This window comes from Clostridium sp. YIM B02500, assembly GCF_022324665.1.
Classification (GTDB): domain Bacteria; phylum Bacillota; class Clostridia; order Clostridiales; family Clostridiaceae; genus Clostridium; species Clostridium beijerinckii.
Window position 1 is genome coordinate 23,748 of the sequence record NZ_JAKGTE010000007.1, and the last position, 22,297, is coordinate 46,044.

General features: G+C 31.5%; 21 protein-coding genes. 5 read left to right on the forward strand and 16 right to left on the reverse strand.

Translation table 11 applies throughout. The features are described from left to right. Nucleotides 1-97: 97 nt before the first annotated feature. On the reverse strand, nt 98-1,252 hold the full coding sequence (locus L1S46_RS07545) for an iron-containing alcohol dehydrogenase (RefSeq protein WP_238899683.1): 1,155 nt from the start codon (nt 1,250-1,252) through the stop codon (nt 98-100). 54 nt (nt 1,253-1,306) lie between these two features. Beyond that, a complete protein-coding gene (locus L1S46_RS07550; protein ID WP_238899684.1) occupies nt 1,307-2,632 on the reverse strand; it encodes a four-carbon acid sugar kinase family protein in 1,326 nt (441 codons plus the stop codon). A gap of 148 nt (nt 2,633-2,780) precedes the next feature. Between L1S46_RS07550 and L1S46_RS07555 the strand changes: the two genes are divergently transcribed. Continuing rightward, the gene (locus tag L1S46_RS07555; protein ID WP_238899685.1) at nt 2,781-4,574 is read left to right on the forward strand and encodes a sigma-54-dependent transcriptional regulator; all 1,794 of its coding nucleotides are present in this window, start codon (nt 2,781-2,783) and stop codon (nt 4,572-4,574) included. An 804-nt stretch (nt 4,575-5,378) separates the two neighbouring features. Here L1S46_RS07555 and L1S46_RS07560 read toward each other — a convergent pair. Further along, nucleotides 5,379-6,083, reverse strand: a complete 705-nt coding sequence (locus L1S46_RS07560; RefSeq protein ID WP_238899686.1) for a TerC family protein — start codon at nt 6,081-6,083, stop codon at nt 5,379-5,381. A 1,022-nt stretch (nt 6,084-7,105) separates the two neighbouring features. On the opposite strand from L1S46_RS07560, the gene L1S46_RS26310 reads away from it, so the two are divergent. Both L1S46_RS26310 and L1S46_RS07565 read left to right on the forward strand, forming a co-directional pair. Then, nucleotides 7,106-7,228 carry a hypothetical protein gene (locus L1S46_RS26310; protein WP_275298973.1) on the forward strand — a complete coding sequence of 41 codons (123 nt, stop codon included), beginning with the start codon at nt 7,106-7,108 and terminating at the stop codon, nt 7,226-7,228. Then, nucleotides 7,225-7,377 carry a hypothetical protein gene (locus L1S46_RS07565; protein ID WP_238899687.1) on the forward strand — a complete coding sequence of 51 codons (153 nt, stop codon included), beginning with the start codon at nt 7,225-7,227 and terminating at the stop codon, nt 7,375-7,377. The genes L1S46_RS26310 and L1S46_RS07565 overlap by 4 nt, the downstream gene beginning before the upstream one ends. A gap of 1,060 nt (nt 7,378-8,437) precedes the next feature. Here L1S46_RS07565 and rlmD read toward each other — a convergent pair. From rlmD to L1S46_RS07585, 4 genes are all read right to left on the reverse strand, one after another. Then, nucleotides 8,438-9,796, reverse strand: coding sequence for a 23S rRNA (uracil(1939)-C(5))-methyltransferase RlmD (gene rlmD, locus L1S46_RS07570; protein ID WP_238899688.1), 1,359 nt, complete (start codon nt 9,794-9,796; stop codon nt 8,438-8,440). A gap of 110 nt (nt 9,797-9,906) precedes the next feature. Next, the gene (locus tag L1S46_RS07575) at nt 9,907-10,305 is read right to left on the reverse strand and encodes an RDD family protein (protein WP_238899689.1); all 399 of its coding nucleotides are present in this window, start codon (nt 10,303-10,305) and stop codon (nt 9,907-9,909) included. Between the two features lie 20 nt (nt 10,306-10,325). Next, nucleotides 10,326-11,018: a hypothetical protein gene (locus L1S46_RS07580; protein ID WP_238861391.1), complete on the reverse strand. Its 693-nt coding sequence runs from the start codon at nt 11,016-11,018 to the stop codon at nt 10,326-10,328. A gap of 277 nt (nt 11,019-11,295) precedes the next feature. After that, nucleotides 11,296-11,982, reverse strand: a complete 687-nt coding sequence (locus L1S46_RS07585) for a helix-hairpin-helix domain-containing protein (protein ID WP_238899690.1) — start codon at nt 11,980-11,982, stop codon at nt 11,296-11,298. A gap of 165 nt (nt 11,983-12,147) precedes the next feature. Between L1S46_RS07585 and L1S46_RS07590 the strand changes: the two genes are divergently transcribed. After that, nucleotides 12,148-13,383: a D-alanyl-D-alanine carboxypeptidase family protein gene (locus L1S46_RS07590; RefSeq protein ID WP_065415995.1), complete on the forward strand. Its 1,236-nt coding sequence runs from the start codon at nt 12,148-12,150 to the stop codon at nt 13,381-13,383. Nucleotides 13,384-13,446: 63 nt separating this feature from the next. Here the strand turns inward: L1S46_RS07590 and asd are convergent, their stop codons facing one another. Continuing rightward, nucleotides 13,447-14,532, reverse strand: coding sequence for an aspartate-semialdehyde dehydrogenase (gene asd / locus L1S46_RS07595; RefSeq protein WP_238899691.1), 1,086 nt, complete (start codon nt 14,530-14,532; stop codon nt 13,447-13,449). A gap of 121 nt (nt 14,533-14,653) precedes the next feature. On the opposite strand from asd, the gene L1S46_RS07600 reads away from it, so the two are divergent. Continuing rightward, nucleotides 14,654-15,550, forward strand: a complete 897-nt coding sequence (locus L1S46_RS07600) for a LysR family transcriptional regulator (RefSeq protein WP_238861385.1) — start codon at nt 14,654-14,656, stop codon at nt 15,548-15,550. A gap of 74 nt (nt 15,551-15,624) precedes the next feature. Here L1S46_RS07600 and L1S46_RS07605 read toward each other — a convergent pair whose 3' ends face one another. The 8 genes from L1S46_RS07605 to L1S46_RS07640 all read right to left on the reverse strand — a co-directional run bounded on the left by L1S46_RS07605 (nt 15,625) and on the right by L1S46_RS07640 (nt 22,294). Then, nucleotides 15,625-16,524: an RluA family pseudouridine synthase gene (locus L1S46_RS07605; protein ID WP_238861383.1), complete on the reverse strand. Its 900-nt coding sequence runs from the start codon at nt 16,522-16,524 to the stop codon at nt 15,625-15,627. A 201-nt stretch (nt 16,525-16,725) separates the two neighbouring features. Beyond that, entirely contained in the window at nt 16,726-18,018 is a 1,293-nt protein-coding gene (locus L1S46_RS07610; RefSeq protein WP_238861381.1) for an LCP family protein, read from the reverse strand. A 99-nt stretch (nt 18,019-18,117) separates the two neighbouring features. Continuing rightward, nucleotides 18,118-18,696, reverse strand: coding sequence for a bis(5'-nucleosyl)-tetraphosphatase (symmetrical) YqeK (gene yqeK / locus L1S46_RS07615; RefSeq protein WP_238861379.1), 579 nt, complete (start codon nt 18,694-18,696; stop codon nt 18,118-18,120). A gap of 86 nt (nt 18,697-18,782) precedes the next feature. Further along, entirely contained in the window at nt 18,783-19,397 is a 615-nt protein-coding gene (gene nadD / locus L1S46_RS07620; protein ID WP_011967862.1) for a nicotinate-nucleotide adenylyltransferase, read from the reverse strand. Nucleotides 19,398-19,559: 162 nt separating this feature from the next. Beyond that, nucleotides 19,560-19,862: a ribosome assembly RNA-binding protein YhbY gene (gene yhbY, locus L1S46_RS07625; protein WP_011967861.1), complete on the reverse strand. Its 303-nt coding sequence runs from the start codon at nt 19,860-19,862 to the stop codon at nt 19,560-19,562. Nucleotides 19,863-20,009: 147 nt separating this feature from the next. Further along, a complete protein-coding gene (gene obgE, locus L1S46_RS07630) occupies nt 20,010-21,302 on the reverse strand; it encodes a GTPase ObgE (RefSeq protein ID WP_011967860.1) in 1,293 nt (430 codons plus the stop codon). A gap of 301 nt (nt 21,303-21,603) precedes the next feature. Continuing rightward, nucleotides 21,604-21,903, reverse strand: coding sequence for a 50S ribosomal protein L27 (rpmA, locus tag L1S46_RS07635; protein WP_011967859.1), 300 nt, complete (start codon nt 21,901-21,903; stop codon nt 21,604-21,606). Between the two features lie 4 nt (nt 21,904-21,907). Further along, nucleotides 21,908-22,294 (reverse strand): ribosomal-processing cysteine protease Prp, encoded by a 387-nt coding sequence (locus L1S46_RS07640; protein WP_011967858.1) that lies wholly within the window; start codon nt 22,292-22,294, stop codon nt 21,908-21,910. Between the last annotated feature and the right edge of the window lie 3 nt (nt 22,295-22,297).

A 22,297-nucleotide genomic window follows, 5' to 3' on the forward strand; every position in this document is an offset into this window, starting at 1 on the left:
TTTCTCATTGATGGTTTCATCTTCATTCATTGGCGTAATAATCGGAGTGATTATACCTTTAATCTCAGCCATAACATCCTCCTATTGTTTTATTAATTTACATAATATCTAGATATAATTTTCTTGCATCCTCTGGAGTAACTTCACGCATGTTATTCACCAAAAGTCTTTGAACATTCATGCCTGCTGTTACTAGTACTTCTAAATCTTCGTTTCCAATTCCATATTCCTTTAAACTGGTAGGAATATTTAAATGTTTTACTATACTATCAAGTCTATTTATAATCCATGCTGATTTTTCTTCTAAAGTATTTGCGGTTCTTTCGGATTTAACTACCCTGTCATAAGCTAATGCAAATTTTTCTCTGCATTCAGGTTCATTGAACCTCATAACAGGCACAAGCATCATGGCATTGGCTACTCCATGAGGTATATGATATTTACCTCCTAGCGGATAGGATAAAGCATGAACTGCCGTAGTTCCTGAGGCGGTAATTGCAATTCCCGCATAGAAAGAAGCTATAAGCATTGCATTCTTGGCATCCATGGCATCGGGACTGTCACAAGCTACCTCAATATTATTTAAAATCATTTCTAGTGCTGTCAATGCAAAAGTATCACTAAACGGGTTAGACCTTTTCGAAGTAAAGCACTCAATGGCGTGAGCAAGTGCATCTACACCGGTAGAAGCTGCTATTTTCCTTGGAAGATTCTTAATCATTCTGCCATCAAGAATTACATAATCAGCAATCATGGCTGTATTTACAATTCCTACCTTCAGTTCTTTTTCTGGAACCGCTACGATGCTGTTAGCAGTGGCTTCTGAACCAGTTCCTGCGGTAGTTGGAATCATGAGAGTCTTAATATACTTTTTACCTAAGGATGGGTTATCTAGTAAATCTCTCAATACATACTGTTCAGTAGTAAGTATCGAAGCAAGCTTTGCAATATCCATCACACTGCCGCCACCAATTGCTGCTATAAAATCTGCTCCTGATTCCTTAAAATGATTAATTACTTCCTGCGCCTCATCACAGGTTGGCTCTGAAGGAAGATCATCTATTAATACGACTTCAACTCCTGTATTCTTTATCAGTGACATTGGATAATCAAGAAGTCCTGCCGCAATGATTCCTTGATCACAAAATACAGCTACCTTTTTTACTTCCTTTATAATTTTTGAAATATTCTCAAGGGCATTCTCACCAGAATATACTACATGGGGCATTTGCAACATATAATCACTTAACATTTTAAATCTCCTACCTTTATTCAATATTATATATAAATCTATTTAGCCAGTTCTTCACTTTTCAATATCTTCTTTGAAAATCTGCTTAGCTAAGTTTGTCAACAGTTGTTCATCTCCAAAGCCTCCAGACTTGGATAGTACAAGGCACTCTGTATTCCTAATATTAAATCTGGATAATACAATTCCAGGTGTGAGTTCACAAATAGGTTCCATCTCATATACACCCATCTGCTCCATACATCCTATAAGAGTATCACCTCCAGTGATCATCATAGTACCTTTAAGTCCTCTGCTAAGTAGCTCTTTCAGAATATAACCTAAGTTTTTCGCAATGGACACTCTGACTTCTTCTGTGCTGATATTGTACTTATCTGCATATTCCTTAGTCAAACTAGTTCCTGGAAGGTCATTGCTGTCTAGTATAGAGCAACTTTTGGCCTCAATCAACTCTCTTAAAGAATCAAGTCTTTTAAGTCCTTCCTCACATTTCCAGTATTCTTCGCCCAGCTTTTCTTCTGCACTCAAGTTAATTCTAAAAAAACCATTTGCCTCAGCAAATTCAAGCTGGCTTAAAGTAATAGGATTAACACTGCCACAAATCACCAAGAATCTTTGTGTAAAGTTTGGAATCTCTGGTGGCCTCGCTTCCAGACCCAGAAGCTTCGGAAGCACTGCTGCAAACCCTGCACACCCCGCCATTACATGAAGCTTATTTTCTTTATAAAGTCTCTGTCCTAACTTTTCCAGTTGATCATCAGTCTGTGCATTCCAAACAATAATTTCAGGAACATCCTCTCTTTTAACCGGACTCTCTACTTCTTCTGCCAAAGTTACCTTTACCATTGACTGCTCTTTAATGAGATCCGGAATGTAAGAACATGTGACTGGTTCATACGGATCCTTTCCAAATACACTTTCTTCAACAGGAACACCATCTATGTAATGTATTCCATCTATCGTAGTTCGCTTCATCTTAGGAAAGGCCGGAAAAAAGGAAAGAGACTCTCCTTCTGCGGCATGAAGAACTGCTGTGAGTTCACTGCCAATGTTTCCTCGTAGTGCTGAATCTGTTTTCTTATATATGAAAGGAATTCCATATTGTATCGCTTTCTTAGTAATGTTATATACAACCTGATAAGCTTCCCTGGAATCTAAATGCCTAGTTTCAGCATCCATTACTAATACCTTGACTTCTTCTGCCTCACTGTAATCATAATTAATATTTGTTATAACTCTTGTGGCCGCGCCACTTGCTGCAAATTGAACCCCTGTATCAAGTGCTCCAGTGAGATCATCTGCTATGATTAACAACCTTATCAACTTCTCACCACCTCTGTTTGTTTCATATATGAACCCATTTATTTTATTTGGTTTCCACACTCAATATATTAAAGGTTTTCAAAGAACATAACAATTTAAAAATATTCATTTATAGTACAATTATGAAACATTTTAAAATTTTATGATTGTTTTGCATGTTCATATATGTTACAATATTTTCAAAACGAAACAGTTAGGTTGTGATATAATGCAAACTTCCAAAATTAAAGCACTTGGAATCGCCCCCTATGAGGCTATGAAGGCTGCTATGCAGAAGGTAGCAGATGAGAGAGGCGATATCGACCTCGATGTACATACTGCTGATTTGTACCACGGTGTAGAAATTGTTAATCATAATCTTCAAAACAACTATGATGTAATAGTTTCCCGAGGTGGCACCGCAGAACTAGTAGGTAAAATAACAAATATACCTGTAGTGGAGATATCCTTATCCGTATATGATATCCTTACAGCTATAAAGCTGGCAGAAAACTATTCAAATAGTTATGCTATTGTTGGTTTTCCCAGCATTACGGAAAGCGCCCATCTACTATGTACACTATTGCAATATAACATCGATATTGTAACAGTCCACAGTGAAGATGAGGTTAAAAACACCTTAAATCATTTAAAACAAAATGGTTATCACATGGTAATCGGGGATATGATCACCCATACCACAGCGAGAGATGTTGGTCTTAACGCCATCCTCATTACTTCTGGCACCGAAAGCATTATAAGCGCATTTAATCAGGCTGTGAAAATCAGCACCATCTATTCGCAACTTAAAAAAGAAAATATATTTTTTAAGGAAGTAATTACAAGGAACGGATACTATACGGTTATATTCACTCCAGAAGGTGAAGTGTATTTTTCAACCTGGAATGAGAAAAATAGCGAAATGTTGTATGAAATGCTTAAAATTGAAATCCGTCAGATTATTTCATCAAATAGCAACAAAATCCTTCGTGATTTAAACGGTACACTTTTTTCCATCGAGGGTCGCACTATAAGTTATAACAATACAAATTATATTGTATTCTATGTTACAGCTTCAAAGGTTCCAATAACTACAAACAAGTATAGAATAAAGTTTTCCAATAAAAGAGAAGCAGAAGAACATTTCTTCAACAGCTTCTATAGCATCTCAGGTTCCATGGGAGGATTACAGGATTCTATCAATCAGATTAGTCCCAGCTCACTTCCTGTTATGATAACCGGAGAACACGGAACCGACAAGGAACAGATTGCGCGAATTATCTACATTAATAGCTCCTTTAAATCCAATCCTCTTGTAACCATTGACTGTTCACTTGTAAATGATAAAAGCTGGGAGTATCTAGTTAACCACTACAGTTCTCCTTTTAATGATATTAACAATACTATCTACTTTAAAAGTATAGAAACTCTCTCAAAAGAGCGTAGTCAACAACTGCTATCTCTTATTGTAGGTGCAAACCTTAATAAAAGGAATAGGTTGATTTTTTCCTGCACGAGCAATCTTAACACTTTAATTCCAAGCGCTGCGCAAGAATTTGTCAAATGCCTATCATGCCTTACCATCTGCTTGCCCTCACTAAGAGAACGCGTGATGGAGATACCCAGTCTGTCTAGTATCTATTTGGGTTCTCTCAATGTAGAACTAGGTAAGCAACTTATTGGCTTTGAGCCCCGAGCTATGGAACTTCTACAGCAATACAATTGGCCTCAAAACTATACCCAGTTTAAAAGGCTACTAAACGAACTGGCAGTTATCACTACAACCCCTTATATTACCAGTATTTCCGTTTCGAATATTCTTGATAAAGAAAAGAATACAATTGGGAGTTATTATACTACAGTTGATAACGGAATCCTACTGAACCTAAACCGTCCACTAGATGAAATTACACAGGATATAATTAATCAGGCACTCTCTCAAAACCATGGAAACCAGGCCGTTACAGCTAAACAATTAGGCATCAGCCGAACTACATTATGGAGGTACTTAAAAAGATCATAATATGACACATGCCTCCCTCAAACATAGGAATTTAAAACATATTTCCTTAACACTAAACGAAGTGTTTATAAACAAAAATGAGATAGCTACTATTTTTAGTAATTATCTCATTATTTATCAATTCCAAATTTTTCAGCAAATTAAAAGCAACCACCACAAAGCGGTTCAATTCTATAAGAAAAATTTCACACTACTTATCCTTTAATATTTTTCCTTTAACAACCAATCTCACTCCTCCACAGAGGCTGAAAATATTTCCTAATTTTAAATTTCCAAAGAAAACATCTTCACCGATCATATATCAACAACATTGGAGTTAGCTACTCAAGGCACTTATATGTATAATAGCATAGATAAGCATGCAGTTAATGTTACTACAATTATATCATTTTTAACATTAGATTAATATAACAGCTGATGGCTAAATGTTACATATATAATATTTTCCTTAAAAAATAAGCAGCCGCTGTATAGTACATGCTGCCCCACCAATCAGTGTCAGTCCACCTAATCAAACTACCTTATTTTTGTCATCCTCATTATAAAAAGTATGTTATTTCTCCAATTTCTCATATCTAACCACCATATTTAGTTCTTTCCATTCTCTCGCTGTTCATCTAATAAGTTTATATCTTAATATAAAGTCAGAGATAACAAAAAAAAACAAAAAAACGCCTCCCTAAACTCGGGAAGCATTTATTTAGTGCGCCTGACAGGAATCGAATATGCGACCGACCGATTTATTGTATCAGATTGCATTTCTTCATTCTTCAAATTAAATCTTCGGCACTTATATCCATTAAACTAAACTGATTTTATCGAAATCTCTTTATTTTCCTTGATTTTATCGTTTTTAGCATCTCTTTTTATATTGTACACACCAAAGAATACAACCGCAAGACCAGCTAAGACCGATATTATAATTGATGCACCATGAGCAATATATCTTGCTGTAAGATTGTCTTCTGTAATCATTGTAAGCGCTGTATACATAAGTAGCCCTGCTCCTATATAGACTATAATCTTATATCTATTCATAAGATTTGCTATAAATTTAGCTCCAAAAAAAATAATAGGAATACTCATACCTAACCCAAAGACTATTAGCCAAATGCTTCCATGAGCCGCTCCTGCAATTGCCAGCACATTGTCGAGTCCCATACTTATATCCGCTATAATTATGCTTGCAACTGCCTTCCATAAGTTTTTAGCGCCTCCTATTTCAATATTTTCTTCTTCCTCTTTTGCATTCAATAAATCCCAAGTAATCTTTATAAGTATTATTCCGCCCACTAATTTAATAGGCAACCATTGTATAGCCATGATTAGAGTAATAATGCAAGTAAAGAGTATCCTCACCACAACAGCCCCTCCTACACCTATTAAACTGGCAATCTTTGCTTGTTTTTCAGGCATTTTCCGAATTGCCAAGGCTATTACACTTACGTTATCTCCCGAAAGAATTATATCCAACAATGTGATTTGAAGTACAGCTACTACTAGCTCCATATTTTTCCCTCCATTTTTTACTTAATTTTCTACAATCTCGTTTTCCTTTTTATGCTTACTGTGTTTTTGTTCCTCTTATAAAAACCTCCTTTACCTTAAAAAAGTTTAAGAACAAGAAATTATGCGAACAGTATATTAACTGAATTCAGAGTCTCACAAAACAATTTTTAACTTGTCAATAAAGCCGGGACATTTATCTTTAATAAAATTATCCGTGTTGACGACTTTATTCCTGTTTATCAGGAAGTTACTCCCTCTGATTATATATTTAATTTCAACAGTTTATCCTGCATTAAAAATCTAAGTTAGCAAACCATATTGCCTTAGTAGATCCACTCTGCAATTTTCAGCGCGTCGTCCGGATTCCCTGAGAATCTCTTTATGAAATTCCAAACTGTCTCTATCTGACGTAAATCCAATGCATAGGGCATCTGCTTCGCCAGTAGCATCTCACAAAGCGACGGGTTGCCCGAATCGCGACCAGACCACCTATGATACAGAAATCTCTGCTCATTGCCTTTAAATGATGTGATCACATCCATAGTATCTATCATTATTAATATTTATTACAACTCTATCAGCTGCAATACTTACTGCAGATTCAATGCCCATATCGAGTTATACTGCGAGATCATCTGTTATGATTAACAACATCATCACCTTCTCGCCGCTTCTTTTTTTCATATTTGAACCCTTTATTTTTTTCATCTTATATATATAACATATTAAAGGTTTTTAGGTAACATATCAATGAATAAAGCCATTATTTATGTATATTTATGAAACATTATTAATTTTTTTAAATCATTTTAGCTGTCCATATATGTTACATCGTTCCAAAATAAAACAATAAAAATGTGATATTATACAAACTTCCAAATTAGATAGTAATTCCTTTATGCGTTTCCACTGATACTTCAATTAATTCTTCGTTGAGTAAACAACAAAGAGTTAAAAACTCGACGAAGTCGAATAAGATTATACGGTAACAAACCAGAGGTGGTCGAGTATAGGATAGGCCGGTGTCTATAAAATATTTATGGCTAGAATGTCTAGTTACAACTGACAAAATCAAGGAATATACAAGTCTAAAAGCCTGGTACCTAGAAATAGGTATAGCACATACATGTGGTAAGTTCGAATGAGTAAAATTCGTAGCTATGAAAATCTATATGGTGTTACAGACACTATTAAGCTTACATGCCTAGCAAGAGAAATATCAAAAGAAGATGATAGCTTACTCTTGAATCCTTACGGCGGAAATTATAATAATGTAACACGGGAAGTTATTTAGATTATCAAATTACTATTTCAAAATTTGACGACATAGGGATAAAAATATTTGTTGATAAACACGATCCAAAAACAACTCATACATCAAAGGCCACTTCAATCATAATCTTCCTAAGCAATGCGGATGAAGCATATTCACTATTGGCTGATTTCATTCAATCAATAGAAAATATTAAAACACATACTTTTTATAAAAAAACATAATAATCTACTTATCTTCTGATGGTTACACTACTCATCAGAAGACAATAAAGTCTGACAACTTTATTAGCGTTAAAGGGCAAATGTAATAAAAAAAGAGAATTAAGGTTTACCTCAATCCTATCATTTACTATCATTCTTAAATTCATTAATCCTTATCATTCCACCATTCGTCAAGATTTATCAGAACCAGCGGGGTCTAATGGGAATTTGAAATGTTTATGGAAGCGCTACAATTGCTAGATACACTTAAAAAACTCTTGCTACGGTTTTTCTAATTTTTCATGGCATCCATTACCACATATCTATCCAAAGTATTTTCGAATTTGAAGAAACCCTTGCTAAAAGTCCGACCATATTCGCCTATAAACCAAGGTCTAAATCTATCGTTATTTTTAATCCTATTCAGGACGGTATCAACTTCTAAATCTAACATTTTATCAATCATTAATTCTATCTTTTGCCTATTTATAGACTCATGCTTTGCTTTGCAAATTCTATCTCAACCATTATTTATCTTGCCTCCGTTCAATCCTCACCTCTATCTCAGTATCCCTTTCGGGGGCGATTAAGGAATACATTTATTCGGACTTTTTATATGGTATTGTTGAAAGTAAAATCGGAAAAAAGCATGAAAAATAGGACTAAGGAAGTTCTATCCTTAATCCTATCATCATTCCATATTTAGACCTTGATATATCTGGCTTCGCCAGCGATATGCCTACCTGTTCAATTCTCGCTTAATCTTCTTAATTCTATCCACAGCCATTTGATTTTTCTTCCTTCTATCCACAGACTTCTGCACAGCTTTTTTCAAAATGGCAGGGGTCTTTTAGAAGTTGCAAGACTTTTTTAGTTAGCTACAATTGCTTAATTAGCTTCACTACAGTTTCAACGTGAGGCGTATTAGGGAACATATCCTTAACTTTAGTTTTAATAACTTTATATCCCTTTTCCGTAAGTACTCTAAGATCATTAACTAATGTCTTTGGATTGCAGGAAACGTATATTATCTCTGGTGCATTAAATTTAATTACATAATCTAACGCCTTAGGATGTACTCCAGTTCTTGGTGGATCTAATATTATTATATCCGGTTTAACTTTTACTGTTTTTATTATTTCTGCTACATCACCAGCTATAAATTCACAATTATTTAATCCATTTAATTTAGCATTTTCTCTTGCTGCTTCAACTGCTTCTTCAATAAGTTCTATTCCTATTACTTTCTTTGCATTTGGAGCTACTATTTGCCCTATTGTTCCTGTACCACAATAGAGATCGAATACAATTTTTTCTTCACTATCTCCCATAAACTCTTTAACAATAGAATATAAGCTTTCTGCACCCTTTGTATTGGTTTGAAAGAATGAAAATGGAGAAATATTAAATTGTAATCCTAGTAATGTTTCTCTAATATAATCTTTTCCAAATAACACATTTACCTTTTCTGGTATTACTGCATCTGATTTCGAATTATTTTCAGTATGGATTATAGATACTAAATTTCCTTTATAACTTTGTTCTCTTAGTAATTTAACATATTCGCTTAAATCAAAGTCTATCTGAGTAGTAGTAACTAAATTAACTAAAATCTCGCCAGTATTTTGAGCTTTTCTTATCACTAAATGTCTTAAATAGCCTTCAGCTTTCATTATTCTATAATAAGGCAAATCTTTCTCTCTAAAGTAATCAGCAGTCAATCTAATAATTTTTCTATAATCCTCATCAACAAGTTTACATTCATCTACAGTTAATATTCCAAAGGATTTTCCTCTCATATGCATACCTAATGAAAGTGGCTCTCCCTTGGCTTCATCACCAAATGTAAATTCCATCTTATTTCTATATTCCCATTGGTTAGGGCTTCCTTGAATGCCTAAATACTCTCCTGTGTCAACATTTGCTTCTCTAAATAATTCTTTAACTTCTTCGCTTAAAAATTCTAATTGCTTTTCATATGGTATACTTTGTGATGAACATCCTCCACAAACTCCAAAATGAGAACATGGAGTTTCAATCTCATAATCAGCTCGTTCATCTACACTTATTAATTTTAACTCCGCATAGTCTTCTTTCTTCCTTTTTACCCTACCTGTAACTGTTTGACCTGGAAAAGCATTCTTAACATATATAGTCTTATCTTCTGCATAACCTATTCCTGTCGATGGAAATTGTAACTTTTCTATTTTAACGCTTAAATCGCTTCCTTTTTTCATCATATACTCCTAAGTACTTATATTTTAAAATTTTATCTCTAATAAAAATTAAGAATATAAAAAGTAATTTTTATATTCTTTAAATTATAATAGTAAATTCAGTTTATAAATTAATTCATATTTAATATCTTTTTCCCAAAAGTATTTTCTAGTTTACTCTTTTCCATTATTGGGCCATAAATACAATTTATAATAAAATATATTATTCCTCCTGCTAAAATTACAGATCCATTATCCCTTACGAACATGTATCCGCATAATTTTAAAATTATATCACACAATAGTACTAATAAAGCTGAACCAGCAATCATTAATAACTGATCAAGTGCGTTAGCTAATATAATTCTAGAAGAAGATTGTTTATCTGATTCTTCATCGCTAGTTATTAAACTTTCAACCTCTTTATTAACATTGCTATCTGTTTCTTCTTCAGTATCCGAAATCTTTTTAATTTCGTTTTCTTCCACTTCATCGTTTATTTCATTTTCATTTAAGTTATCTTTTTCCAAGAAATTTTCCCCCTTGTAATCTACTTCATACTCATTTCACCATCAGCAAATTTGTACTTCTTTGTAGATAATTTATATATTATACACGTTTTGGTAGCTAAGATTTCTTCCTTTAAGCCATCAATTGTGTTATTAATCTGAACTTGGTTTTCACCACTTTTTAGTTTATCAATTATTTGTTTATTTATGTCTGAATAATCTCTACCTTCTTGGCCTGTAAATGCTTCTATGTACTTTTTAAAAGATGTCTTTCCTAAGTCAAAATTATTATTTTTTATTGCATTCTCACCATCAAAATTCAAACTCAACTTTAGACTTATATCACCAGTCTCTAAATTATCACCATATGTTTTCATTCCAAAATACATACTTTCAATTTTATTTACTTCTGGCTTTTGATTGTCAAAATATATGGAGTTATCATTTACAGATTCATCTTTTTCTTTTCTTGTTTTCTCATCTTTTGTATATTTTACCCCTAAATCCTTGGTTATATTCTCCATATCTGATAATTTATCTTTAAATAACTTTTGTGTTTGATCTAATGTATAATTTTTTGCCCATTTTCCCTCTAAACTATCATCATTAGAGTTTGTGCTACTTTCCGTTGTTGTGTCCGTTTTCTTTGTTGAACTATCTGTAGCATTTTTACACCCAGCTAACGATGCTGCAACTATTATGCTCATAAGTATACTTATAACCTTTTTAGACACTAAATTTTCCCCCTTATTTAAATTAGATGTTATTTTTATGTCTAACTAACATACGGCAAATGAATAATACAATTTTACCATCAGTGTATTACAACTATGTGTCAATATTATACCTTTTTTCTTACCTAAATAATATTATATTCTCTTTTCTAGACTGCTTTTACATTCATTTAATATAATTAGTTTTGATATACCACTGTTTATTATATATTTTTTTACTCTTTCATGCAATTATTATAACGTTAACAAGTATTAATGTAATATATTTGTAAGTTGTTCAAACTTCAATTTGTTCCTTTATTCGCTCAAACATGTTATCTCCTATTCCAGATACATTTTTTATTTCCTCAATTGATTTAAATCCACCGCTTTTTTCTCTATATTCAATTATGCCTTTTGCTTTTGAATCACCTATGCCATTTAATGTCTTTAATTGATCTAATGTTGCACTATTTAAATTAATTTTTTTATCTGAAATATCTTTATTACTAGAATTTGAATTTACAGTTTGGATTTCCTTGTTTTCATCATTTTTATTTGAAATATAAATCAATTCATGATCTTGCAACTTTTTTGCTCTATTTATATTACTTAAATCTGCATTTTCAGTAAGCCCACCTGATATTTCTATGAGATCCTTTACTATTGAATTTTCACTCATTGTATAAACATCTGGCTTTTTTACTTCTCCTTTTATTTCTACAACTATATTCTTATTTTTTGCTGCAACTATTTGTTTCTTGCTATCATTATTATTTGACTTATTATTATTTTTAACACTAACTGATTCATCATTTGATGTATCAGCCTCAATACTATCATCTACAAAGATACTTTCAGTATCATTTTTCTTCAGCTCTTTAAACCCAGATTTCACATATAATCCTATAAGTACAATTACCACAATAAATAGCATACTCAATATACCAATTTTTTTCTTATCTTTTAAGAACTCTTGTACCACTTCCTTTTCTCCTTTACAATTTCTCCTTAGATATTATTTCCACTTTTTTATTATTTAGACTCTTATTGGAATCTATTTGAACTTTGTATAGCGCAAATTCTTTTTTTTTGATAAAATGTATTTTGAGTACCATTAAAAATATTCAATATAAGTATGGAGAATTTTATGAAAAGAATTTTTAAAACATTTAATATATTATTCTTGTTTTTATTTTGCTTTACCTATACTAGTGTACAAGCAGAAACACAGCCTCCACAGATTAACGCTGAGGGTTGTGCTTTAATTGATGCATCCACTGGACAAGTGTTATATGGGAAAAATGAAGAGAAAGTTTTAGAACCTGCTTCAACTACTAAAGTTATGACTGCAATTATAACTTTAGAAAAGTGCAAACTAGATGATGAAGTAACAGTTCAAGAAGATTTCACCAAAATAGATGGAACTGCTGTTGGTTTATTAAAAGGTGATGTAGTAACTGTTCGCGATTTGCTTTTAGGGCTTCTTTTGGAATCAGGAAACGATTGTGCAAATGCTTTAGCTGATCACATATCAGGAAGTACAGAAGCATTTTCTAAACTTATGAACGAAAAAGCAAAAGAACTGGGAGCTTTACACACAAACTTTAAAAATCCAAGTGGATTGCCAGATCCTGAACATACAACTACTGCACACGATTTAGCGTTATTTTTAAGAGAAGCTATCAACAATAAAGATTACGTTCAACTATCTACTACCCCAAATTACACAATAACACTTAAAAATAATCCTTCAAAGACTATTGTACTTAACAATAAAAATTATATGATAAATAAGAATTCTAGATATTATTACCCTTTTGCTCTTTGCGGTAAAAATGGCTATACAACAAAATCAAATCATACTTACGTAGCTGCTGCTGAAAAGAACGGACATGTTCTTGTAGCTTCATTTTTAAATGCGCTTGATAAAGATCAAAACTTTCATGATATGCAAGCAGTCTTAAATTACGGCTTTGATAATTATTCTTTAGTTCACCTTTACAAAAAAGGCGATGAAGTTTCACAGTACAAAATAACTAACAATCTTACAATACCTGTTATGGCCTCAAAAGATATTGATTATGATGTTCCTAAGGGTCAGGAAGATTCAGTATCTTCTGAAATAAAAATACAGGATCAGGATTTAAGCAAACAATCATTTAATGAAGGTGATAATATACTAAAAGGTACTGTTTATGTTAATGACAAAGAATATACAACTATGGATTTAGCTGCAGGAACATCTAGAAAGTATGAATTTCCTCTTTCTATTAATTCATTATCAAACAATGCAAATTCAGAACTCTATATAGGATCTGTCGCCATTGTTTTAGCAGGAGTATTTGGATTAAGGAAGCTTATAAACATAAAATTAAAGAAATAAAAATAAAGGAAGTCATCTGTTACTTCCTTTATTTTTATTTAAATATATATTAATTATAAAAATTTACTTTGCATTTAAATATCCACAAGCTTTCAAATATTCAGCCGAAAGAACTCCACCACCTGCTGCGCCTCTTAATGTATTATGAGAAAGGCACACAAATTTGTAATCAAATATCTTATCTTCTCTTAATCTTCCCATGGATATTCCCATTCCATTTTCATAATCTCTATCTAAATTAGTTTGAGGTCTATTATTTTCTGTGAAGTATTTCAAAAATTTCTTTGGAGCACTTGGAAGCCCTAGAACCATTTCTGGAACTTTGAAGTTTTCCCATCTACTAATTATCTCTTCCTTCGAAGGTTTGTTCTTAAAACTAACATAAACTGCTGCCAAATGTCCATTTGCTACAGGTACTCTTATACATTGAGTTGTAATAATCGGACTATTAGCATTTATAATTTTACCTGATTCTATTTGTCCCCATATTTTTAGTGGTTCATTCTCACTTTTCTCTTCTTCACCATCAATAAATGGTATCACGTTATCAATAATTTCAGGACATTCATTAAAAGTTTTACCTGCTCCAGAAATGGCTTGATAAGTACATGCCAGAATATTTTGAGGCTTGTATTCCATAAGGGCATTTATTGGGGGAACATAACTTTGAATTGAGCAATTAGGCTTTACTGCTATAAATCCTCTTTTAGTTCCTAAACGTTTCTTTTGGCTTTCAATAATCTGTGCATGTACTCCATTTATCTCTGGAATTAACATCGGTACATCATCCACGTTTCTATTGGCTGAATTATTTGAAATAACTGGTGTTTCATGTTTCGCATAATCTTCTTCAAGTAACTTAGTTTGTTCCTTATTTAGAGAAATTGCACAAAATACAAAATCCACCATACCAGAGATTTCTTCAACTTTAAATGCATCCTTAACTACCATATCCTTATATTTTTCAGGTAATGGTGCTGTCATCTTCCATCTATTAGCTATTGCCTCTTTATAAGTTACCCCTGCTGAATTTTTACTTGCCGCTAGCACTGTAACTTCAAACCAAGGATGGTTCTCCAATAAACATAAAAACCTTTGTCCAACCATTCCTGTGGCACCTATTATACCAACCTTCAACTTATCACCCATTAAAACCACCTCTTAAAATCAATTTTGCTTATCTATTATAAGTATGATATCATTTATGCATATATTAGTAAAATTGATAATTTCTATTAACATAATCAATTATTTTGATGGAGATGATTATATGGACTTTAAACAACTTAATGCTTTCTTAACGATAAGCAAACTTCAAAGTTTTACTAAAGCAGCTGATAGCCTTGGCTATGCTCAATCTAGTATAACAACTCAAATTAAACTTTTGGAAAGTGAGCTTGGTGTAAAACTTTTTGAAAGAATAGGTAAAAACATAACTTTAACACATGAAGGAAAGAAACTTTTGCCATATGCAAAACAAATATTAAAGCTATCGAGTGATGTAAAAAATGCTGTACTTAACACTGACGTTCCAAGTGGTACATTAACAATTGGTGCTGCTGAATCTTTATGTGTATTAAGACTTCCTGAGATCCTTAAAGAATACAAAAAGCTATATCCTGAAGTAGAAATATCCTTAAAATTTGGAAACTGTTCCGAATTTAAATATTTCTTAAATGATAATATTATTGATGTAGCATTTTCATTAGGTGTAAAAATCAATTCAGAAGAATTTATATCAGAAATCGAAATTCCAGAGCCAATGTTGCTTTTAGCCTATCCTGGCCATCCCCTTATAAATAAAAAAGAAGTATTTCCAAAAGACATAGAGTCAGAACCACTTATATTAACAGAAATGGGATGTAGCTACAGAGCCACTTTGGAAAATATATTAAACAGTTGCAATATAAAGCCAAATGTAGCCATAGAAACAGGAAGTGTTCAAGCCATTAAACAATTTACAATGAGTGGTCTTGGAATAACCTTACTTCCAAAGGTTGCTGTTGATGATGAAATAAATAGTGGTAAACTTGTTCCTCTAAATTGGGAAGGTCCTGACTTTGGAATAATATCTCAAGTACTTTATCACAAAAACAAATGGATCTCTCCTGCTCTAAAAGAATTCTTAAATTTATCAAGAAGTTTTATGGAATCATACTTACAATAGAATAATTCAAAAGCTCAAGCAACTTATTAAATTAGATGCTTGAGCTTTTTACATTGTTACTTATCATATTAAATTTATTTCAATTCACTAATTAATTCTTTCATATCATCTGGAAGCTCTGCTCTTAATGAAAGTATTTCACCACTCCTTGGAGATTTAAAATCTAATCCAAATGCATGAAGAGCCTGCCTTTTTATTAAATCTTCTTCATCCCCATCTCCATATAAGGTATCACCGTAAATAGGATGGCCCAGGTGACTCAAATGAACTCTAATTTGATGGGTTCTTCCAGTCTCAAGTTTGCATTCTACTAAACTTGATTCATTGTATTCTTCAACAACTTTATAGTGAGTTATGCTCCTTTGGCCTCTCTCATCAATAACTCTCCTAATGCCATTTTCAATTCCTTCAGGTTTATATATTGGTAGATCAATCGTGCCTTGTTTTTCTTTTATAATTCCATGAACTAATGCCAAATATTTTTTTTCTACCTTATTTTCACTCATTTCTTTAGATAGCATTCCATGAGAAAACTGATTTTTAGCAATTATAATAAGACCTGATGTATTCATATCTAATCTAGAAACTAATCTAACTATACAATTTTGACTGCTCTCCATAAAATAATTGATTACTCCATTTGCAAGAGTCCCACTTTGATAACTTTTAGTTGGATGCACCACCATAAAAGGTTTCTTGTTAACTACTAAAATATCTTCATCTTCATAAACTATATCTATATCCATTTTTTCTGGAGCTATATCCTGACTTTCATCTTTAGCCAAATCAATCTTTATAATTTCTCCCTCATTCAGAACTCTATTCATTTTTACAACTTCATCATTAACAAATATTCTTTTACCAAGAGATGCACTTCTAATTAATCTTGTTGATAAGCCAAGTTCCACTTTCAAATATTCTCTTATTTTAGTGCCCTTCTCTATGTTAACAACCTGTTTTTCTAAAATACTCATATAATTTATCTTCTCCTCATATAGTATAATTTAGGAATATGTCAAATTGATAATGCACAATAACGATAATACTCCTTCTAATATCTTTGTATTTCTACTAACCATACATATCCATTAAGTTTATGTGCATTACTCTACTAGAAATAAGCAACATATTATGTGGAGTGTTTCATTGAGCCACCACAGAACTCTAAATTCACTTTACTTACCAAAGCTTTCAAAATCCTTACCTAAGATTATAATCACATCGTAATCTTTATATTCTTTCTTGTTATCTTTTTCATCATTTTCTTTTATATTTAAATCCTGTTTAATAGTCTTTAATTTATCAGCATCATTAGTAAGTATTTCACTTTTATCACTAAGTTCAGTATTGCCAGTATCAATCTTTGTATACCCAGCATCATTTAATTCCTTTGCTACTTTTGCCGCTAATCCATTAATCTTCGTAGCATTTAACACTTTAATTCTTATATCATCTTTTGCTGCTCCTTCTGTTGATTTATTAGATGCAGAAGATGAAGTAAGTGATGATAATATGTCTTTATTTTCATTTTTATCAACTATTAAAAATGACTCTCCATTTATAGTTTTCGGAGTTCCACTTACAGTTGCCATTGTTACATTTTCCTTTTTTATACCAATAAATTTAAACCCATATCCTAAAATATCAGTTGGTGACAGATTGGTTTCTACATTATCTCCTAATGCTGTCATTATTTTAGGTGCTTTGAATATTATAAAAGGACTTGTACACTTTTCAATAACCTTCGAAATAAATTTTTGTTGATTTTCTATTCTATCTAAATCTCCATTAGCAAGTCCACTTCCGTCATTATTTTTTCTCCACCTAAAAAATTCTTCAGCTTTCTTACCATCTAGAGTTACAGTTTCACCAGCTTTAAAATTTATATGAAGATTCTGACCTTCATCATCATAAATCATATTTCTATCGATCTTCATTTCAATTCCTCCGATAGCATCAATGATTTCACGAAAAGCATTGTAATCAACTTTAACTATATAATTTATATTTATATTCAGTAGATTTTCAACTTCTGATTTTATCTTCGGATATCCACCAATTGCATAAGCTGAATTTATTTTAACATTTCTATCATTTATACTTATTAGTGTATCTCTTGGAACAGACACAATACGAATACTTTTGGTTTGAGGATTATAATTAGCTACAATTATTGTATCTGTTCTCTTTATTGATTGATTATTTACCTGCTTTGGATCTCCTATATCCATACCAAGTAACAAGATATTTACTGGTTGATTAAATGATACACTTGCACCACTTGGCATTGACTTGCTCTCAACCTTCATTAAAGCATAAACTCCAGATACCATTGATACTATAACAAAAGTTATTATAAGAGATATAATACCTAAAACTAACTTTTCAAATACTGTTGTAGAATCATTACTTTTTTTAAAAATTTTTGAGAATGCTGTATCTCTCTTTTTATTAGTTTTCCTTCCCATGCACCCACCTCTTATAAATTTTCTTTACTTAATATAATATACATTAAGTAACCTCTCTAATCTCATTAAATAAGTCGAAATTTCTATTTATATCAATACTTATAATTTAAATTCAGGATTAAATAGAAAATAATTTCGTGCCTTTATAGTATTTTCATCAATTAATAAGTTTCTAGCCAATAATATTTTTATGCTACTAGTCAAACCAAAATATACTCCTTTATCCAAGTTATCAAATGTAGCTCTTCTTATCTCATCAACTCCATCAAAATTTCTTCCAGGTTCTATCATATCTGCTATATAAATAATCTTTGTTAAAGTGAACATATCCTCTTTACCTGTAGTATGCCATCTTATGGCATCCAGTATTTCATCGTCATCAATTCCAAGTTTATCTTTTGCCTCTATTGGTGCAACAATACTGTGCCATAAATTCATATTCTTTTCTTCTATCTCAGAGATAATAACATTATTTTCTTTCATCATTTCTCTCATTTTATCTATAGATAAATTTTTAGCAACATCATGAGCAAGACCTGCAATTTCAGCCTTCTTTTCTGAAACTCCATTTAGTTTTGCTAACCTCTTTGCTGTGTCTGCAACCCCTAAAGTATGCATATAACGTTTTTCTAACAAATTAGATTTAAGATACAAATTCATTTCTTCTATGGATAACAAGATAACTTCCTCCTAAAATTAAATATATTTCTAAATGAATCAACTTATATTTCTATAAATCACCAGAGCATTAGCTTTATGAAATTCTATCTATATAGCCTATTTTTATAGATAATATCCGAAACTCTCTCTGGAACAAAAAAATCTATTCTCTTATTTTCATGTACTCTATTTCTTATATCAGTTGATGATATTTCAAGTTCTTTCAAATCTAAAACAATTATTTTTCCATTATACTTTTCTTCTATCATATGTTTTCTATTTATCATATCACTTTTGTTTATTCCTCCTCTTGAGAACACCACAAGAGTTGCTAGTGAAAAGATTTTTTTTACTTCTTTCCACTTTTCCATGCTAAACAAACAATCTGCTCCGGTTATAAAAAACAATTCATTATCTTTATCTCTATCACTAATCTTATTTTTGAAATACTCTAATGTTTCATGAGTAAAACTAAGTCCGCCCTTCTCTATTTCATAATCTGATACAGAAAACTCGCTAAAGTGCTCTATTGCTGCTTTAACCATACTATACCTTAATCCAGGATCTGTAATTATATTATTGGCCTTAAGCGGCTGTATTCCTGCCGGCATAAAGATCACTTCATCTAAGCTTAATTTTTCTTTAGCTTCATAGGCTATATATAAATGCGCATTATGAATAGGGTCAAAAGTACCACCTATTATACCAAAGCGTTTCATAAGATTTCCTCCAAAAGTAATATACTTATTATAATCATATTAAAAATTCCTTTTTTATTATATCATGAAGTAAACTTAAATATTATTTTTAATATCTTAATTTTTATAAAAAAAGAAGCTTCTATAAAAGCAGCTTCTCTATTAATTATTTCCTATATATAATTATTTATTAGGTAATTCAATTTTTCTCTTTTTCAAATTGCTAGATTGTTTATATAAAACTATCTTATTACCTATTGCTTGAATTCCTTCACATTTTACAGCTTTACATATCATATCAGAAGTTTCTCTTGTTTCTAAACCACTGTTCTCTAAAACTTTTATTTTAATTAATTCTCGAGCTTCTAATGCTTGTGAAACTTGTATTAAAAAGTTTTCCTCAACACCATTTTTACCTATTTGAAATATTGGTGAAATATCATTAGCTAATCCTCTTAAATAAGCTCTTTGTTTTCCTGTTAACATATTATTTATTCCTCCTAAAATTTTTCAACATATTTGTTGTATTAATTATCCCTGGGGGTTATTTTTCAACTTATAACCTAAATTTCACTGCACTCAATTATAAGCAGAACATTTTTATATAGCAATATAATATTAAATTTGAATTAATTAAAGTATATATTCAAATTCAAAATCATTTAATCTAACCATATCACCGTCTTTTACTCCCATTTCTCTAAGTTCATCAAAAATACCTTTATTTCTAAGAACCTTATGGAAGTATCTTAAAGAATCTGCATCATTTACATTTACTGCACTTAGTAATCTATCTACAAATGTACCTTCAACTATATAAACATCATATCCCTCTTCTTTATTATGTTCAACAGTAATATCATAAGTAAATCTCTTTTCTTCTGGTATGTACATTTCATCTTCTGAGATTTCTAATTCTTTAACTGGAATATCCTTAAGTATTCTTGCCGCTTCTTTCATTACAGCATCAACACCTTCATTAGTAGCTGCTGACATCTTAAATACTTTATCAAATCCCATTTCTTGAACTTTCTTTTTAAAATCTTCAAATATTCCTTCATCATAAAGCATATCAGATTTATTAGCCACAACAATTTGAGGTCTATCCCAAAGTTTTACAGAATACTTCTTTAATTCCTCATTGATTTTAATGAAATCTTCAAAAGGATCTCTTCCTTCAACACCAGATATATCAACTATATGAATTAAAAGTCTAGTTCTCTCGATATGTCTTAAAAATTGTATTCCAAGTCCAACACCTTCTGCTGCTCCTTCAATTATTCCTGGAATATCAGCCATTACAAAAGGATCAATTCCATCAACAGCAACAACACCTAGATTAGGTTTTAATGTAGTAAAATGATAATTTGCAATCTTCGGTTTTGCTTTTGTTGTCATTGATAACAATGTTGATTTACCTACATTAGGGAATCCTAATAACCCAACATCAGCAAGTAACTTTAATTCTAAAACTATATTTAACTCGTCTCCTGGCATCCCTGGTTCTGCATAATGAGGTGCTTGCTTAGTAGCAGTAGCAAATTTAACATTTCCCTTTCCACCTTTTCCACCTCTTAATAATACTAATTCTTGCCCCTTATGAGAAAGATCTGCAATTATCTTATTAGTTTCTGCTTCTCTTATAATGGTTCCCATAGGTACCTTTATATATAAACTTTCACCATCTTTACCATAGCATTTTGAACCGCCGCCATTTTCACCAGATTCTGCAATAAACTTTTTCTTGTATTTAAAGTCTAATAACGTTGTTATTCCAGTTTCAACTTGAAAAATGATGCTACCACCTTTTCCTCCATCTCCACCATCTGGTCCACCTAGAGGTACATACTTTTCTCTTCTAAATGAAATAGCACCATTACCACCGTTACCAGATTTAACGAAAACCTTCGCCGTATCTATAAACATAAAAATCACCTTTCCTTGTTTGTTTTACTTTATCATCTTAATATAAAATTTTTTAGTTCTATTATTACTTATTCTTTCCTAAAAAATATCGCTTTATTATATAATATTGGATTTAATGTCTAATCTCAATATATATTATCATAAAAATATTAAGGCATATCAAAGAAAATAACATCTAAAATGCTAGTCTATTTCTCTGATATCTGTCACTCTAGACATCGGCACCTTCTTAACTCATTATTTTCTTTCATATGCCTTAAAAAAGCACTCTTAAACTAAGAGTGCTTTATTTCTAAAATAATTATTCAGCTATTGCTTCAACGTCTACTGGGTAAACACTTGCTCTTTTCTTATCTCTACCAAGTCTTTCGAATTTAACAACTCCATCAACTTTAGCAAATAAAGTATCGTCCTTACCTTTTCCAACATTTTCACCTGGGTGAATTTTAGTTCCTCTTTGTCTTACAAGAATGTTTCCAGCAAGAACAAATTGTCCGTCAGCAGATTTAACTCCTAATCTTTTTGATTCAGAGTCTCTACCATTCTTAGAACTACCAACCCCTTTTTTATGAGCGAATAATTGAAGGTTCATAATTAGCATGTGACTACACCTCCTCTTTTATTAAAGTTATATATTCTCTACGTTTCTTTTTCCCTACTAATTGATCAAATCCTAAAATTACACTTTCCAAGCTTTTTTCAAAAGTTTTTAATAAAACTTGAGCTTGATTTAGTTCTTCTAGATTAAAATCTTGAAGGTCTAATTTCAAGTATCCATCTTGTATTTCGTATGTTGAATTAAGTTCTAAAACTTCATCCAAACCAATAATTACACTTTGAGATAAAACTGAAACTGAATTACATATCATATCAAATGCTTCACCTACTAAAGCAGGCTCATTTGAAAAATCTCTGTCATTACCTATAGCGTGACCATTTATTACGAATCCAACAATATCATTATTATGTTGTTTGATTTTTACTTTAACCATAAT